Origin of the sequence: Nitrosomonas sp. Is24, assembly GCF_033063335.1 — a bacterium.
Classification (GTDB): domain Bacteria; phylum Pseudomonadota; class Gammaproteobacteria; order Burkholderiales; family Nitrosomonadaceae; genus Nitrosomonas.
Window position 1 is genome coordinate 2,929,252 of record NZ_JAWJZG010000001.1, and the last position, 16,866, is coordinate 2,946,117.

Annotated in this window: 11 protein-coding genes; 4 read left to right on the plus strand and 7 right to left on the minus strand. The window is 50.0% G+C overall.

All coding sequences use genetic code 11. The features are described from left to right. The first annotated feature begins 271 nt into the window (after positions 1 to 271). Positions 272 to 586: a BON domain-containing protein gene (locus R2103_RS13460; protein WP_317531882.1), complete on the plus strand. Its 315-nt coding sequence runs from the start codon at positions 272 to 274 to the stop codon at positions 584 to 586. A 59-nt stretch (positions 587 to 645) separates the two neighbouring features. Next, a complete protein-coding gene (locus R2103_RS13465; protein ID WP_317531883.1) occupies positions 646 to 1,692 on the plus strand; it encodes a catalase family protein in 1,047 nt (348 codons plus the stop codon). On the opposite strand, the gene R2103_RS13470 is transcribed toward R2103_RS13465, so the two are convergent. The 4 genes from R2103_RS13470 to R2103_RS13485 form a co-directional block, all read right to left on the minus strand. Further along, positions 1,689 to 2,420: a GGDEF domain-containing protein gene (locus R2103_RS13470; protein ID WP_317531884.1), complete on the minus strand. Its 732-nt coding sequence runs from the start codon at positions 2,418 to 2,420 to the stop codon at positions 1,689 to 1,691. The genes R2103_RS13465 and R2103_RS13470 overlap by 4 nt on opposite strands. A gap of 112 nt (positions 2,421 to 2,532) precedes the next feature. Next, complete coding sequence (locus R2103_RS13475; protein ID WP_317531885.1) at positions 2,533 to 2,928, minus strand: septal ring lytic transglycosylase RlpA family protein; 396 nt, start codon at positions 2,926 to 2,928, stop codon at positions 2,533 to 2,535. A 241-nt stretch (positions 2,929 to 3,169) separates the two neighbouring features. Beyond that, complete coding sequence (locus R2103_RS13480; RefSeq protein ID WP_317531886.1) at positions 3,170 to 3,877, minus strand: Crp/Fnr family transcriptional regulator; 708 nt, start codon at positions 3,875 to 3,877, stop codon at positions 3,170 to 3,172. 380 nt (positions 3,878 to 4,257) lie between these two features. Further along, a complete protein-coding gene (locus tag R2103_RS13485) occupies positions 4,258 to 4,965 on the minus strand; it encodes a Crp/Fnr family transcriptional regulator (RefSeq protein ID WP_317531887.1) in 708 nt (235 codons plus the stop codon). A 185-nt stretch (positions 4,966 to 5,150) separates the two neighbouring features. On the opposite strand from R2103_RS13485, the gene R2103_RS13490 reads away from it, so the two are divergent. Next, positions 5,151 to 5,309 carry a DUF3309 family protein gene (locus tag R2103_RS13490; RefSeq protein ID WP_317531888.1) on the plus strand — a complete coding sequence of 53 codons (159 nt, stop codon included), beginning with the start codon at positions 5,151 to 5,153 and terminating at the stop codon, positions 5,307 to 5,309. A 32-nt stretch (positions 5,310 to 5,341) separates the two neighbouring features. Here the strand turns inward: R2103_RS13490 and R2103_RS13495 are convergent, their stop codons facing one another. The 3 genes from R2103_RS13495 to R2103_RS13505 all read right to left on the minus strand — a co-directional run bounded on the left by R2103_RS13495 (position 5,342) and on the right by R2103_RS13505 (position 7,443). Further along, positions 5,342 to 6,571, minus strand: coding sequence for an IS256 family transposase (locus R2103_RS13495; protein WP_317531322.1), 1,230 nt, complete (start codon positions 6,569 to 6,571; stop codon positions 5,342 to 5,344). A 238-nt stretch (positions 6,572 to 6,809) separates the two neighbouring features. Beyond that, on the minus strand, positions 6,810 to 7,151 hold the full coding sequence (smbP, locus tag R2103_RS13500) for a small metal-binding protein SmbP (protein WP_317531889.1): 342 nt from the start codon (positions 7,149 to 7,151) through the stop codon (positions 6,810 to 6,812). Positions 7,152 to 7,257: 106 nt separating this feature from the next. Next, complete coding sequence (locus R2103_RS13505; protein WP_317531890.1) at positions 7,258 to 7,443, minus strand: CsbD family protein; 186 nt, start codon at positions 7,441 to 7,443, stop codon at positions 7,258 to 7,260. Positions 7,444 to 7,878: 435 nt separating this feature from the next. Between R2103_RS13505 and R2103_RS13510 the strand changes: the two genes are divergently transcribed. After that, on the plus strand, positions 7,879 to 16,533 hold the full coding sequence (locus R2103_RS13510) for a GH36-type glycosyl hydrolase domain-containing protein (protein WP_411172647.1): 8,655 nt from the start codon (positions 7,879 to 7,881) through the stop codon (positions 16,531 to 16,533). Positions 16,534 to 16,866 lie beyond the last annotated feature (333 nt).

Sequence of the window (16,866 nt, forward strand, 5' to 3'; positions counted from 1 at the left end):
TAAAGATTAAGCGGAAGATTGAAGATGGTCTGTGCGGTATCGTACGTAATGCTTTGAATAATTCTCTGCGATTGCTTTTTCTTGCCCGGTACCTTCTTAGTAGCCCCCCCTCAAGCACAGAATCGATTCACTGCATAACTATGTACGTTAACGTACAGACCGTGATGGGTTTTGCAGTTAAATTGCTCGCCAGTGCCGCAGTTTTTCTCCATCGCATTATGTGATTGAGACATCGGTTATAAAACCTTAACAAGTAATAGGAGATTGAATCATGAAACACTTTATCAAATTATTGTCTGCCTCTTTTTTGGCTTTAACCTTGCTGACAGTTACAGGATGCGCATCAACCAAAACTCATGAGGGAACGGGTGAATACCTCGATGACAGCGTGATTACCACTAAGGTAAAAGCAGCCATACTGAATGAACCCACATTAAGCTCCGCTGAGATCAACGTCGAAACTTTCAAAGGCATCGTCCAACTGAGCGGTTTCGTCAGATCCACCGCCAGTATTAATAAAGCCATCGAAGTAGCACGCAGTGTCGGTGGCGTTAAATCGGTCAAAAACAGTCTACAACTCAAATAAACAGAAAATTTTCTCATGCGCATGAATGGCTTCTGTGCGCATCCCGGAGGTGCATTGAAATGTTGAATAAAGGAAATTTGTTGTTGGCACTGATCACTTTCTTGCCAACGAGCGCTTTTAGTAATGAGCGCGTACCTGCGGATGAAGCATCGGCGATTCAGGAGATTACGCGAATGGTGGAGGAAAACATTCGAGCCGAGACCAAGCAGGGTCCGGCTCATCGCGATGTGCACTTCAAGGCGCATGGTTGTGTGAAAGCGGAATTCCGTGTGCTCCCGCTACCTGCCTCAATGCAAATCGGGATCTTCGCAGAAGCGCGCAATTACCCTGCCTGGATCCGTTACTCCAATGGCTCTGGAAAAGTGCAAAATGACTCCGTTGGCGATGGCCGTGGAATGGCCATCAAGCTTATGGGTGTTGAATCCAGCCAATCCGGGACACAAGATTTTTTGATGGTCAATCATCCGGTATTCTTTGTCAGAAATGCGGCAGAATATGTTGAATTTCAAAAAGCTATTGCGCAGGATGCGCTTAATAAATTCTTTTTCCCGGGTTTCAATCCGCTGAATTTCCGTCTGCATGAACTTGCCAATGCTATCGCGATCCGCAGCAAGAAGGTTGACAACCCGCTGGATATTCAATATTGGAGCGCGACGCCTTATCGTTTTGGCGAAAATACCGCCATGAAGTTTTCCGTTCGTCCTTGCGGCAAACCCAGCCGGTCTTCATCTGCCGAAACCACAGCGCCCGATTTCCTGCGTGAAAATATGCAAAAGCATCTCGCTAACGATGATGCGTGTTTCGATTTTATGGTTCAGCTCGGTACACACCCTGTCGCGATGCCGGTCGAAGATCCCACCATTGCATGGAGTGAAAAAGATTCCCCTTTTGTGCCTGTAGCGAAAATAACCATTCCGGCGCAAACATTCACAGCATCCGAACAACTGAAATTCTGCGAGGATCTTTCCTTCACGCCGTGGCATGCTATACCTGATCATCAACCATTGGGAGGTATCAATCGTGTACGCAAGGCCGTTTACGAAACATCCTCACGTGTCCGTCATGAACTGAACGATATCGAACGCCATGAACCGAAGGGTTTCTAATCGTTACAAATCGTTTGCAAATCAGGTGGGTGTTTAACGTTTGTCTTGGCGCAGTACATGGCAATATCCGCTTGATTGATCAACTCACTGCAGTTTTTGCCATCGATAGGATAAACGGTAGTACCGATACTCGCCGATAGTACAATAGCATGGCCGTCTATCACATACGGTATGGACAACTGAGTACGAATCTTCTCCGTTACGACAGTCACATTTTCCGGATTATCCATTTCCGGCAGCATGATTAAAAATTCATCACCGCCATACCGGCAGGCTGTGTCACCGTAACGGATACACGCAACTAAACGTTCTGCAAACATTTGCAGAAGTCTGTCTCCTGTCGCATGGCCAAAGCTGTCATTAATGTTTTTGAATTTGTCCAGATCTATGAATAGCAATGCAATTTGCTTACGTTGCCGGTCGGATTGGGTTATCGCCTGTTGAAGCCGGTTCAGTAATAATCTGCGGTTAGGCAACTGGGTGAGTTCGTCGTAATACCCAAAATGATGAGCTTGTGTCAATTTTTTCGCAAATCGTACCAATTTTCTTCTTTGGCAAATATTGATTTTATTCAATATCTCAATTTGCTGTTGCGCTGCGACAAGCATTTGCTTGAGTATCGCTAGCTCCACGAGAGAGGACTGTAACTTCTCGGCGCTGACTTGATCGGAAGTACGCAAAAGTGCGGTATCAAAGTCTTCCGCGTTTAATGAATGCATTTTTTTCATTGTATTGTTCCTGCCACTTTTGTTTAATTTGGTTTATCTATCCGGTCAAATGCACGATAGGGCAAAGCATGCAAAACCCGGCACAAGCCCATTCTGTGATATTGGTGCACGGCTATGGTGTTGCTTCGCCCGCGCGCTTGGTCTCGATCCTGACGTGAGCCGTACCATCCTTATGCATATCCAGTTTCTTAGCAGCTGCCTTAGAAACATCGATGACACGATCCTTGGCATAGGGGCCGCGGTCGTTAATTCTGACTTCCACTGTTTTATCATTATCGAGGTTGGTCACTTGGGCTTTGGTACCCATCGGCAAACTCGGGTGGGCTGCCGTCATCTTGGTTTGATCGAAGATATCGCCATTAGCGGTTTCCTTACCTTGAAATCCAGGTCCATACCAGGATGCCTCGCCAATCTCAGTGCGTACTGAACGATCAGTGCCTCCCCTTTTCTCTTGCTGGGTCAGTTTGTTTTTTTCATTCCCATACTCTGAACTACAACCTGAAATCATAGCGGAGCAAAAAAACAATGCGATTGGCAAAATCCTCAAGAACTGTGCACGGCAGAATATGATCTGTTTCATCAATTCTCCTGTATTATCAAGGTATAAATACGCTAAAAGCGCCGCAATCGATAGAACAGTGGAATATCGATTGCGTGTTTCTTATCAGTCCATCATTGGGTTATTTTTCTCTTATCCCCGATATAAATCTGTACGTTCCCGCACATATCATCGTGCGCCGGATTTATTCCTAGCCTAGAATTCTTTCGTACAGTGCTTTTTCCGTGCGATAGCACTCGCAGGAAGCCGCTTCCAGTCCGGTACGGTCGAGAATCTTAATATCTCCTCGTTTGTAACTGATTAATGCCTTATTTTGTAGAGAATTCGCCGCCTTAGTAATGCCGACACGCCGCACCCCCAACATATAAGCCAGGAATACATGCGTGACATGAAATTGATCTGATTGCGCCCGGTCCTGTGTCATCAATAGCCAGCGCGCAAGGCGAGCTTCCACCACATGGAAACGGTTACATCCAGCCGTTTGAGCAATCTGGCTCATTACAACATACAGGTAGCGTTTTAATTCCTGCTTAAATGCAGCATTTGTCTCAATTTCTTGTAGAAATAAGGGGGCCGATAAGCGCAATGCCTGACCTGCTCCCTGAACCACTGCATTATAGGAGGCGACATTAATTGACAAGATGAGAGGAAGACCGAACATGCCTTCATAACCGACCAATCCTACTTCCAGGTTGTGATTGCTATCAATCGGCGTGACCAGGGAAACAATGCTCGTGGTTGGGAAATAAACATGCGATATGGGATCGCCAGAGCGATACAGAGTGTCTGCAAAAACAAGTTCAGTTTCTACACAACGCGCAAGTAACTGTTCTGAATCATCGCTAGGTAAGGCAGCTAACAGATGATTAGTGCCGGTAACGACTGGAGCAAGTGACATCAGCATTCTCAAAGTATAAAAATAAACCGGTTGATCAGTGAGATATCAGTATCCATATCTCTGAGGAATAAAGAAAAAGGTATTTGGCCCGACACGTTAAAAGGGGCAAGTTACATAAGAAAATTTTGATTGTCTGTGCGGTAGTGTACGTACCTGCATTTAGCTTGACACACCACGAAACACAGCTGATTAATCTACAAAGCCAATGTTTTGCAGCGAGAAATCACAAACCCGATGATTGATCGTTGAATGCCCCGGTTTTTCCAGGGATTCTCAGTGTTGAATCAAACCCAAGTGACCGGCTCTTTCCGCTGGCGAGAGTACGCTTGTGATCGATTGATTGCGTGAAAAAATAGATGATCAGTGTCGTCAGACAAAGATCAGGGATGAAGTATACGATCGAATTCCTTCCTAACCACCTGATAGCATTCACAGACTCGTTCTTCCAATCCTTTCCGGTCCAGCACGATGATATGGCCGCGGCTGTATTGAATCAAACCTGCCTGTTGCAATTTTCCGGCCGCTTCAGTGACGCCTTCACGGCGTACGCCTAACATATTGGCAATTAATTCCTGCGTCATGGCCAATTCATTCGAAGAAAGACGATCGAGGCTTAGCAGCAGCCAGCGGCAGAGCTGTTGATCGACTGAATGATGCCGGTTGCACACCGCCGTTTGGGACATCTGGGTAATGAGTGCTTGTGTGTAGTTCAGCAATTTATGCAGTAGCGCGCCATGGCGGTTAAATTCTTGCATAAATAGCTGCTGCCGTACTCGATAGCAATATCCTGCGCTCTGCACTACGGCACGATTCGGCATGGTTTGCCCGCCCATGAAAAGAGCAATACCGACAACTCCCTCAAAACCGACCACGGCAATTTCCGCTGAGGCGCCATTCTCCATCACATACAGCAGCGATATGATGCAATCCATGGGGAAATAAACGTACTGGAGTTTTTCTCCTGATTCGTAAATCACATCGCCCAGGGGCATCTCGACCAGTTCAAGATGAGGAAAAATGCGCTGGTATTCTGTTTCCGGTAACGCCGTCAGGAGGTGGTTTTTTTTAGGGCTGCAGTGCGTATCCATCACGTAAACCCTCAAATTATTATCAACAATATAGAAAAAACTATATGCCTTGAGCTTTATAACATATTCCCGCTCAATACAGTGTGCGCTAGCGTACAGATTCTTCCGGGGATTATCGCTAGGCTGCCTGTGCTGTATTCAGATACGGCTTTTCAATTTAACATTCTTTGAGCAGGAGTATTTCCATGTCACTTAGCGCAATTTTACTTTTAATTATTATTTTGATGCTCGTTGGCGTCATACCCATCTGGCCACATAGCCGTGGGTGGGGATATGGACCGAGTGGCGGACTGGGGTTGATCTTGACCATTCTGTTGATCTTAATTTTATTAGAAAAAATATAACGGGGGTGTCCTAGATTTTGTGTAAACGGTGGTTAATAATGCCGAGGCATTCTTTCGTTAAATTGAATAGTAAACCTGTTTAGTGCCGGTTTCCAATCTCTTAGTGGCATAGACCATTTTTTGGCGATATTGCTGAGAGCCAAATAAAACAATTTGATCACGGCTTCATCGTTGGGAAACGATCCACGGTTTTTGCTGACTTTGCGTAGGCTCATATTGACTGACTCAATCGCATTGGTGGTGTAAATAATGCGCCGTATCTCAGGCGGGTAGTCGAAGAATGGAATGATGCGTTGCCAGTTATTGCGCCAAGATCGGGCGATCGGTGGATAAGCATTGTTCCATTTATCTTCAAAGCCGGCTAACGCGTGCTCAGCCTCATCAATCGTGGCGGCGCTATAGACCAAACGTAGATCAGCAGCTACTTCCTTGCGTTTATTCCAGCTGACGTAGTTGAGACTGTTACGAACCATGTGCACGATACAGAGTTGTACAATGGCATGTGGATAGACGGTTTCAATCGCTTCGGGAAAGCCCTTTAAGCCATCGACACAGGCGATAAAGATATCTTGCACGCCACGATTTTTGAGTTCAGTGACAACGCTGAGCCAGAACTTGGCACCCTCGGTCTGAGCAATCCATAAGCCCAGTATTTCTTTATGGCCCTCCATGTTAATGCCGATCGCCAGGTAAATCGCTTTGGTACGAACGCTACCAGCGTCACGAACTTTGGTATGGATACAATCGAGATAGATCACAGGATACACCGCATCGAGAGGCCGGGATTGCCACTGCTTCACTTCATCCATTACGCCATCAGTGACCGTAGAAATGAGCGTAGGCGATACTTCGGCGCCATACATTTCAGTGAGGTGCTGTTGGATTTCACGCACTGTCATGCCACGGGCATACAGCGAGAGGATCTTGTCATCAAAGCCCGCCCAGCGGGTCTGATGCTTGGAAATGATCAGAGGCTCGAAGCTGCCCTCACGGTCACGGGGGATCTCGATGGGTAACTCACCGAATTCACCTTTCAGGGTCTTACGGCTTTTACCATTTCTGGTATTGCCAGTGGCATTGACTACCGTTTCGTGCTTATCGTGACCAAGATGATCGGCCATTTCTGCTTGCAAGGCACGTTCAACCAACGCTTTGGTGAGTTGCTTGAGAAGACCATGCTCACCGATTAAATCTTCTGGCTTTTTGTAATCGGCCAGCAGGCTATCAATTAAGCCGGCCGGCAGGGGGTTGGGTGTGGTCATTTTTACTCCAAAAATATATAAGCAGTTTCCTGCCATATGACCATTTACACAAAATTATTTACACCCTCAATATAACTGTAAGTACTCGTGTTGTATTCATTTCTTAGTTTTGAGAATTTCTCCCAAAAAATTGACAAAACTACCCGATAGCCGAACCGTATACCCTTCCAAAAGTTTAAAAAAAAGCAGCGGGGATTAACCCGCTGCTTTTTTATTGCTACCGGAATGAATTAAACCACTATGCAGCTTGTTTCAAATGAGCCACTGCTTCTTCAGCAGCTTTCTTTGCTAAATCCGTAGCTCCGGATTTACCTTGCTTAATTGCTTCGTCCAGGCTCTTAATACCGGCATCGATATGTACAGCGGCATTTTTTGCGGAAGTTTTTTCGGCTTTTGAAGCATTTGCATGGGTTTTTGCTTCTTCGGCATGTTTAGCGACAGTTTTTCCATCGGTTGCTTTGATCGCTGCCTCAGCATGCTGGATCGCTTCATCCAGATGACTTTCGGCTGCAAGAGCACTAAACGAGCAAAGCGATATGATTAAGACGATGGCAAATAGAATATTGGTTTTTATGTTCATTTTATAATTCCAGTTAAATGCGTATTCAATAGATTGAGTTGTTGCTCCGTAACAGCCAGCCCGGAAATTCCGGCCAGACTGTTACAGATCAGTCACATGCGCTTTGCTAGCAAGTTTTTTTAGCTTCTTTGATGTCTTCTTTGGCATCGCCGACACCCGCCTGAATTTTTCCGACATTTTTCTGGATATTGCCTTTTACTTCCATTTCTTTATTGTCCAATATTTTGCCGGCAACTTCTTTAGCTTTACCTTTGGTTTCTTCGAAACGGCCTTTCACTTGATCTTTGTTCATGATTGTCTCCTGACAATTAACTTCAAGCGATGATCAAAACATGGAATCACGTCTCGCATCACTTGTTTGTAAGCCTATATACATCGCTACATTCAGTCTGTGCGACAACGAACTTATCCTGAAATAAATACCGGATCACCCCGGTTTCTTGAGATTTGTGCAGCAAAAACAGGCATCGCCGGTAACCGGGTTTGCCACTCCGGAGAGATTCTATGTACGTTATCGCACATACGCCCCTATATTCCGATCAGTATAATTTCCTTCAAACACAGCAGCAGAGGCCTATTCATCGCTAGGGCAATCCGGATGCAGAAAGATTTTAATCATAGTTTCACCGAAGTAATAAACACAGCGTAATGGTTCTTGGCACATACAGCCTATAAAACCGGCGCTACGCTGACTTCCACAAGTTCGAGCAAGGAGAATGTTATTAACATCAAAGAGTTCGAATTTTCAGCACGTACACGAAACATACTCCACAATGCCCAGGATACGGAGTTATTACGCTCCGAGCTGTTCAGCATCGAGCAATTGAAACGTCACGGCGCAACGCTGGCTGGACAGTACGAGATCGATCCGCATCCTGGACCAGACCGGTTGTTGCCGCGATTAGCGGACAATGAACGCATCCTGCTAGCGGCCTATGACGTTGTGACCGCGGCAGCACCGGGACAACGAATCATTCCGGCGGAGGCTTGGCTGCTTGATAATTTTTATCTCATCGAACAGCAAATTGGTCAAGCGCGCCGGCATTTGCCACGCGGATACAGCCGCCAATTGCCGCGATTGGCAAATGGCCCGTCAGCCGGTTTTCCCCGCATTTATGATTTGGCATTGCAATTGATTTCCCACATGGATGGCCGTGTCGACAAGGAAAACGTCACCCAATTTATCGCCGCCTACCAGACAGTAGAACCGTTAAAACTCGGTGAATTATGGGCATTCCCGATCATGTTGCAGCTGGCGTTGATAGAAAACCTCCGCCGCGTCGCATTGCGTATCGCCCGCCGCCGCGAAGATCTCAACACGGCCATCAGCTGGGCGGATCGCATGCTTGCGACCGCTGAGAATAAGCCGAAGCAGCTGATCCAATTGCTGGCCGAATTCGCCAATGCCGATGTACCCTTGACTGCGCCGTTTGTAGAGGAATTCTATGCCCGGCTCCAGGCTCAAGGACCTGCGATGGCATTCGTTCAAACCTGGCTTGAACAAAAGCTGTTAGAACAAGGTGTAACGGCAACACAACTATCAGAGTCGGCCGGCCGCACCGCAGCGGCCAATCAGATCTCCATCGCCAACAGTATCGGCAGTCTGCGTGTTATCGATACCATGAACTGGCGGGATTACGTTGAGTTACTCAGTGTTGTCGAAGAGATATTGCGTGAAGATCCGGCGGGGATGCACATCTGCCAGGATTTTGCCACCCGCGACCGCTACCGGCATGTCATCGAGGATGTGGCAAGGAGCAGCTCGCACAGTGAACCGGAAGTGGCACGGGAAGCTATTGTTCTGGCCCAGGCAGCGGCAGAACGGCTTGATGTCAGTGATCGTACCGCCCATGTTGGATATTATCTGATCAGTCACGGCCGGCTGGTACTGGAACGCGCAACCGGTTTCCGGCCCTCGTGGAAATTACGGATTAGCCGCGCGAGCCGGCATTTCAATCTATTCCTTTATCTGGGTCCGATTCTGCTGCTCAGCGTATTGACTGCATCGGCCGCACTGTTTGCGTTCGACGATCTCGGGCTGCAAGACTGGCGCTATTGGTTTTTTGCGATGACCGGCATCATTGCGGCATCGGCATTGGCGGTGCCACTGGTCAATTTATTCGTTACGCTTATTTTTCCTCCGCGCACATTGCCAAGGCTGGATTTTTCCAGTGGTATCCCAGCGGCTCACCGCACCATGGTGGTCGTTCCCACTTTGCTGAGCAAACCGCAGGAAATCGATGATCTGCTCGAAGCCCTGGAGATCCGCTATCTCGGCAATCGTGACTCCAATCTGTTCTTTGCCTTGCTGACGGATTTCCGCGATGCGCCGCAATGCACACAACCGGAAGATGACGCATTACTGGCGTATGCGCGTACAGCTGTGCAGAGACTCAATGCCGCTTACCAAGACGACCGTCCGTGCATTTTCTATTGGTTTCACCGCCCGCGGGTGTGGAACCCTTACGAACAAGTATGGATGGGCTACGAGCGCAAGCGCGGCAAACTGGAGCAATTCAATGCCTTACTGCGCGGCGCAGCCAAAACGGCATTTTCGGAGATCGCCGGAGAGATTTCCATCTTGGAATCGATCCAATACGTCATCACGCTGGATACCGACACGCAGCTTCCCCGCGATGCGGCACGCACTCTGATCGGTAACATCGCCCATCCGCTCAACCGGCCGGTATACGATACTGAAAAGCGGCGCATCGTCGAAGGCTATGCGATTCTGCAACCACGTGTTTCCATCAGCTTAACCAGCGCGGGCCAATCGCGGTTTACAAAATTGTTTGCCGGTGAATCGGGCATTGATCCCTATTCACGCGAAGTATCCGATGTGTATCAAGATATTTTTGGCGAGGGGTCATTCATCGGTAAAGGGATTTACGATGTGGATGCCTTTCGTCAGGCTGTCGATGGCTGTTTTCCCGAAAACCTTATTCTGAGCCACGACTTGCTGGAAAGCGGATATGCCCGTTGCGCGCTGGTAACCGATGTTGATCTCATCGAAGAACATCCGGCCAGTTACGCCATAGAAGCCAGCCGTCGGCACCGCTGGATACGCGGCGATTGGCAACTTGCGGGCTGGTTGCTGCCGCACGTACCCGGGCCACCCGGCTCCGAACAAGCAAAAACAAAGCGGCAACCGAATCCGCTCACTGCATTATTAATATGGAAAATATTCGACAACCTCCGGCGCAGCCTCGTGTCGCCGTCGCTGTTGGCTTTACTGGCAGGAGGCTGGCTATTCGGTCCGGGACACGCATGGTTCTGGACTCTGCTGGCCGCAAGCGTAGTGTTTTTGCCCATCTTGCTGGGAACGCTGATCGAATTCATCCGTAAACCGGCAGAACGGGATTGGCTGGTGCACATTAATTTGACCGGCATTTTAGCAGGCCGCCCCATTACGCTCGCTGTGCTGACTTTGATTCTACTGCCATACGATGCGTTGATCAGTCTGGGTGCAATCGTGCGTTCGGGATTGCGCATGTTGTTTACGCGTCACGGCTTGATGCTGTGGCACTTGCCATCCTATACGCATCGCAATGCGCGCCGCACCTTGGCCGATTTTGTGCAGGAGATGTGGATCGGACCGGCCTCGGCGGTGTTGTTGTTCCTGTTATTGGCACACAATCAATCCGCTGGATTGTTGTCCTGCGCACCGGTTTTGTTAGGCTGGTTATTGTCACCGGTTGTTGGCTGGTGGATCAGCAAACCGCTTTCATCGCCAGTACCTCAACTGACGGCCGATCAGCTTGTGTTTCTGCGCACATCCGCCCGGCGGACGTGGCGCTACTTCGCGCAGTTTGCGGGTCCGCAGGACAATTGGCTGCCACCCGACAATTTTCAGGAGCATCCGGCCAAAGCTATTGCCACACGCACATCTCCAACGAATATCGGCATGTCATTGCTGGCCGATTTGGCTGCATATGATTTTGGTTATATCTCCGCGGGCGAATTCCTGCATCGGACTCAAAACACCCTGGAAACGATGGAAAAGCTGGAACGCTACTCCGGCCATTTTTACAACTGGTATGACACGCGCACACTTAAACCATTGCACCCGCAATATATTTCTTCCGTGGATAGCGGCAATCTGGCCGGTAGTTTGCTCACTTTGCAAGCAGGATTGATCGAGTTGAAAGATCAACCGGTTCTTTCAGCCAATGCGTTTCAAGGGTTGCAGGATACCTTGTCTGTGCTCGCAGAGCATGTACCCGCATCACCTGCCTCGAATCTTGCACAGCGTGTCAAAGCGCTTGAAGATAATCTGCGCACACTGATAGCGAATGGGCCGCCGCACACATTGGCAGCTGTGGATAGCTCGCTGGAGAAAATTCGTTTTATTGGCGAAGAGTTGGTGACCTGGCTGCCTGCAAATATCGATATCGATGGCGAACTGTATTACTGGGTACGGGCATTCAATCAGCAAATTAGCGCACTCCAAGAGGATCTTCGATACTTGGTACCTGAACCGCAGAATTTTCACCACATTCCGGCATTGCTGGAATTGATCAAGGGAAATGCGGCAGATACTGAAACGCAGCTTCCAACCGGAACCATCAGAAGTGCACGGGAACGAATCACTCTTATCAATGATCTGGCGGATCGTTGCCGCAAGCTCGCGATCATGGATTTTGAGTTTCTCTATGACAAATCGCGCGACTTGCTGGCCATCGGCTACGATGTAGTCGAACGGCGCCGCGATCAATCCTGTTACGATCTGCTGGCTTCCGAAGCGCGCTTAGCCAGTTTCTTGCTCATCGCGCAAGGACAGATACCGCAAAGGCATTGGTTTTCACTTGGCCGTCTGCTGACCAGTCATGGCAGTAACGTGAGCCTGATTTCCTGGAGCGGCTCAATGTTCGAGTACCTGATGCCGCGTCTGATTATGCCCAGTTACGAAAACACGTTATTGGAGCAAACCTGCAAAGCCGCCGTGTTGCGCCAGATCGAATACGGCAGGCAACGCGATGTACCATGGGGAATTTCCGAATCCTGCTATAACACCACCGACCTGCATCAAGTCTATCAATATAGGGCATTCGGTGTGCCAGGACTGGGCTTCAAGCGAGGCCTGGGAGATGATCTGGTCATTGCGCCTTACGCCAGCGCGCTGGCGTTGACCGTGATGCCGCGCGAAGCGTGCGTTAACCTGCAAATGCTAGCTGCCAATGGCTTACTCGGCGCGTATGGATTTTATGAGGCCGTCGATTACACGCCATCGCGCGTGCCGCGTGGCAAGACACGTTCTATTGTGCGCACCTTCATGGCGCATCACCAAGGCATGAGCCTGCTGGCCTTCGCGCATGTATTGCTCGATCATCCGATGGAACGCCGCTTTATGTCCGATCCGCTCGCCCAAGCGACAAAATTGTTGCTGCAAGAACGTGTACCGAAGAAAGGCGCAACATTACATCCTCATGCGGCGGAAGTCAGCGCCGCAGCGCGCCCGGCGGCCGCAGAAGCCGGTGCTATCATGCGGGTTTTCACCAACCCGGACACGCTGATACCGGAAGTGCATCTATTGTCCAACGGTCAGTATCACGTCATGGCGACTCATGCCGGTGGCGGTTACAGCCGCTGGCGCGATATGGCCGTTACCCGCTGGCGCGAGGATGCCACTTCCGATAGCTGGGGCACCTTCATTTATTTGCGTGATCGTGATTCCGGACAGTATTGGTCCACCGCGTATCAGCCCACGCTGCGCAAAGCCGATCACTATGAAGCGATTTTCGTACAAGCGCGCGCGGAATACCGCCGCCGCGATCAGGCGATTGAAACGCACACTGAGATCAGCGTTTCACCCGAGGACAATGTGGAAATCCGCCGTGTCACGCTCACTAACCAATCACTCCGTATCCGTCACATTGAAGTAACGAGTTATGCGGAAGTAGTGCTGGCAGCGCTGAATTCAGACCTGGCTCATCGCACGTTCAGTAATTTGTTCGTGCAAACGGAAATAGTCCCCGATAAACAGGCGATTCTCTGCACACGGCGGCGGCGCACACCGGAAGAACAGATTCCCTGGATGTTTCATCTCATGGCGGCACCGGGTGCGGTAATTGGCGAGCCGTCTTATGAAACGGACCGTGCGAAATTCATCGGGCGCGGGCGGACGGCGTTTAATCCAGTGGTATTGGATAAGAATAATCGTTCGTCAGTCTTGTCGAACACGGACGGTTCGGTGCTTGATCCGATCGTATCCATCCGCCGCACCATTACTTTGCTGCCGGATGAATCGGCCACGGTGCAGATCATCTCGGGTGTGGCAAGTACGCGTGAAGGCGCTTTGGCGTTGCTGGAAAATTATTGCGACCGGCACTTCGTGGAACGCGCTTTTGAAATGGCATGGTTCCAGAGTCAGGAAGTGCTGCGCCTCATCAACGCCACCGAAACCGATGCGCAGATCTACGGCCGCCTTGCGAGCTCCATCATATTCAGCAATGCATTGCGGCGCGCTGCTCCCAGCATCATTGCCCGCAACCAGTTGGGTCAATCCGGGCTTTGGCGCTTTGCTATTTCAGGTGATTTACCGATCGTACTGATTAGAATCGGTAACCTGAATCGTATCGATTTGGTCAAACAAGCGCTGCAAGCGCATGCCTACTGGCGCATGAAAGGCTTGGCCGTCGACCTGGTGATCGTGAACGAAGATTTTTCGGGTTACCGGGCAACTTTGCACGACCAGGTCATAGGTTTGATTAATGCGGGATCGGACGGGCAAATCATTGACAAGCCCGGCGGGGTTTTCGTGCGGCGTACCGAAGAACTGACCGAAGATGAAAGAGTCTTGCTCCAGACGGCTGCTCGTATCGTATTTAGCGACACGTCCGAAACATTGATCGAGCCATTGGAACGCCGCATATCATCCGAACGGGTTTCGGATCTCCTGGAGCCCCGGTTACTGCCGGTCTCTGAACCAGTCACCCCGTTGCCAATACGCGAACGGATATTTTACAACGGTTTGGGGGGATTTACGCCCGATGGGCGCGAGTATGTCATTACGTTGGAACCCGGTAAAAGTACGCCCGCACCGTGGGTCAATGTCATTGCCAGTCCGCACATCGGCACGGTTGTGAGTGAGAGCGGCAGTGCCTATACCTGGGTGGAAAACGCGCACGAATTCCGCTTGACCACTTGGCACAACGATCCACTGAGCGACAGCAGCGGTGAAATGTTCTACATCCGCGATGACGATAGCGGGGTGTTCTGGTCACCAACGCCCTTGCCAAGCGGCGGTCAATCCGGATATGTATGCCGCCATGGGTTTGGATACAGCGTATTCGAACATTACCAGGTGGGGATTTCTTCGGAACTGCATACCTATGTCGCTATGAATGCGCCGGTGAAATTCGTGGTGATCAAGCTACGCAATCATTCCAAGCGCGCACGGCGATTATCGCTAACCGGCTACTGGGAACTGGTACTCGGTGAATGGCGGCACACTAATTTAATGCACATTGTGACTGAAGTGGAGCCGCATAGTGGAGCGCTGTTGGCTCGCAACGCGTACGGCCGCGAATACGCCAAACGAGTTGTCTTTGTGAAAGTGAGCGAACAAGAATGCTCAGTGACCGGAAATCGCACCGAGTTCATTGGCCGCAATGGCTTGTTGTCGAATCCAGCGGCAATGCGGCGCAAACGCTTGTCCGGCAAGACAGGCGCAGGTCTCGATCCATGCGCTGCAATCCAGACGCAAATCGAACTGGCTGCAGGACAAGAACGCGAAATCGTGTTTCTCTTCGGCGCAGCGCAAAGCACCGGCGAAGCGCAGCAGTTTATCGAACAATATGGTGGAATTTCAGGCGCCCGGCAAGCATTGGAAGAGGTGTGGAACTACTGGAACCACACGCTGAGCGCGGTACGTGTAGAAACACCGGATCCTGCTTTGGATGTTCTGACCAATGGCTGGCTTATCTACCAAACACTATCCTGCCGGTTCTGGGGCCGTAGCGGATATTATCAGTCCGGTGGCGCGTACGGTTTCCGCGATCAATTGCAGGACAGTATGGCACTGATTCATGCCACACCGTGGCTTGCCCGTGATCAACTCATACGTTGCGCCGGACGGCAATTTCTGCAAGGCGATGTGCAGCACTGGTGGCATCCCCCCAACGGGCAAGGCGTGCGCACGCATTTTTCCGATGATTATCTGTGGCTGCCGTATGTGACCTGCCATTATGTGCTGGCGACTGGCGATACCGGTGTACTGGATGAATCGATCCACTTTCTGGAAGGCCGCGAGTTATATCCGGAAGAAGAAGCGTACTACGACCAGCCTCAGCGTTCCGCAGAAGCAGCAAGCCTTTACGAGCATTGCATACGCGCCATTAAACATGGCCTGCGCTTTGGGGAACATCAGTTACCCCTGATAGGATGCGGAGACTGGAATGATGGCATGAATCATGTCGGCCGCGATGGCAAGGGCGAAAGTGTCTGGCTGGCATGGTTCTTGTACGCAAACCTTCAGCTGTTTTCCGGCTTGGCACAGAGCCGGGGAGACCAAGCTTTCGCCGATGTTTGTGACGAACAGGCTAAATTGCTGAGCAACCATATCGAGGCCAATGCCTGGGACGGAGAATGGTACCGGCGAGCCTATTTCGATGACGGCACACCGCTCGGCTCGTCCAGCAACGATGAATGTCAAATCGATTCAATCAGTCAGAGCTGGGCAGTCATTTCAGGTGGCGGAAACACCGTGCGTGCCCGGCAAGCGATGACAGCAGTCGACAAGCGCCTGATACGGCGCGATAAGCAGCTAGCTCAGCTGTTCGATCCTCCCTTTGATCAATCAGAACTTGAACCCGGGTATATCAAGGGTTATGTTCCCGGCATCCGTGAAAATGGCGGGCAGTATACCCATGCTGCGATTTGGTCTGCGATGGCATTTGCCCTGCTAGGTGACCGGGAACGCACCTGGGAATTGTTTGCCATGCTCAATCCCCTTAACCACGGCCGGACACCGGCGGAGATCGAGCGTTATAAAGTCGAGCCGTACGTCATGTGCGCGGATATTTATGGGGTAGCACCCCATGTCGGACGAGGCGGTTGGACTTGGTATACCGGTGCAGCAGGCTGGATGTACCGGCTGACCGTGGAAACACTGCTCGGTCTGCGATTGGAAGTAGACCATTTACGCATAACCCCGTGCATCCCGGCGCAGTGGAAGTCGTACATCATCCACTACCGCTTTCGTGAGACTTTCTATCACATCACCGTTAAATGCAACGGTACGGAATTAAGTCATGCGATGCATATAACGGTGGATGGTAACGTGATCGATAGCATAGTCACCGGTAAGCCAGGACGGCCACAAGGTATGATTCCGCTTGTAAATGACCGGCAGGTTCACCACGTTGCGGTGGATTTGAGTTAACTGCCAAAATGTCTTCGCGTTTATTCGGTTTTTTTGACTTCGATGAAGATCAATGACAAACCGTTGATCAGCAAACTTATATCGAGTCAACATTCCTCATCGTCGTAGTTCTGTCACGACATGAAAATTATTGTTTCTGAAGTCATCAAAATCAATCAGCTTGATTCCAAAACGATCAATGAATTTGTTATAAACAAGATTCATCGGCATCATTATTGTCTACTGTACTACCTTACACAGCCGGGCTTAATAAACCGCCGGATTTCCTGTCGACCCAATAAGATCAATCGAGTGCGTTTGTATATGTTCCTTTAGAGTATTCTCCTGGATACT

Excerpts from the sequence above, each read along its gene's own strand:
- R2103_RS13460 (WP_317531882.1), top strand. The coding sequence starts at position 272 with ATGAAACACTTTATCAAATTATTGTCTGCCTCTTTTTTGGCTTTAACC.
- R2103_RS13465 (WP_317531883.1), top strand. The coding sequence starts at position 646 with ATGTTGAATAAAGGAAATTTGTTGTTGGCACTGATCACTTTCTTGCCA.
- R2103_RS13470 (WP_317531884.1), bottom strand. The coding sequence starts at position 2,420 with ATGAAAAAAATGCATTCATTAAACGCGGAAGACTTTGATACCGCACTT.
- R2103_RS13475 (WP_317531885.1), bottom strand. The coding sequence starts at position 2,928 with ATGATTTCAGGTTGTAGTTCAGAGTATGGGAATGAAAAAAACAAACTG.
- R2103_RS13480 (WP_317531886.1), bottom strand. The coding sequence starts at position 3,877 with ATGTCACTTGCTCCAGTCGTTACCGGCACTAATCATCTGTTAGCTGCC.
- R2103_RS13485 (WP_317531887.1), bottom strand. The coding sequence starts at position 4,965 with ATGGATACGCACTGCAGCCCTAAAAAAAACCACCTCCTGACGGCGTTA.
- R2103_RS13490 (WP_317531888.1), top strand. The coding sequence starts at position 5,151 with ATGTCACTTAGCGCAATTTTACTTTTAATTATTATTTTGATGCTCGTT.
- R2103_RS13495 (WP_317531322.1), bottom strand. The coding sequence starts at position 6,571 with ATGACCACACCCAACCCCCTGCCGGCCGGCTTAATTGATAGCCTGCTG.
- smbP (WP_317531889.1), bottom strand. The coding sequence starts at position 7,151 with ATGAACATAAAAACCAATATTCTATTTGCCATCGTCTTAATCATATCG.
- R2103_RS13505 (WP_317531890.1), bottom strand. The coding sequence starts at position 7,443 with ATGAACAAAGATCAAGTGAAAGGCCGTTTCGAAGAAACCAAAGGTAAA.